The organism is Roseibium sp. SCP15, from assembly GCF_040329435.1.
In the GTDB taxonomy this organism is placed as follows: Bacteria; Pseudomonadota; Alphaproteobacteria; order Rhizobiales; family Stappiaceae; genus Roseibium.
In genome coordinates, this window is sequence record NZ_JBDZYI010000012.1 from 1 (window position 1) to 452 (window position 452).

Below are 452 nucleotides of genomic sequence, written 5' to 3' on the forward strand. Positions count from 1 at the left end.
GCATTGTCCAGCGTGTAGGTCCAAAGACCGGCAGCATTCACTTCGAAGGTGCCGTAGGTTCCGGCGGTGCCTTCTTGCGGAGTAAACGTTGGATCGTCGTTCCCATCCGCGTCGGAAACGGAAAGAGTACCGGACGTCGTCAGGATCTCGGCGTCCTCATCAACTTCACCCTCGGAAGTACCAGAGATGACGGGCCCGTCTTCCTCGCCGGTCACTGTGATGGTCACATCCTGGGTGACCACTTCACCGTCTTCCGTGGTCGCTTCGACCGTGAAGACTTCTTCGAACTCCTCGCCACCGGCAAGAACCTGAGCGGCGGCGTTGTCCAGGGTGTAAGTCCACAAGCCTGCCGCGTTCACTTCGAATGTGCCGTAGGTTCCGACGGTACTTTCTTGAGGTGTGAAGCTCGGGTTGTCGACAGCATCGGCGTCAGAGACCGACAGATTGCCCGT

1 protein-coding gene is annotated in these 452 nt (G+C 58.6%); it reads right to left on the minus strand.

The features are described from left to right. The coding region (locus tag ABLO27_RS27090; RefSeq protein WP_353037219.1) for a VCBS domain-containing protein at window positions 1-452 on the minus strand (452 nt) is incomplete at both ends.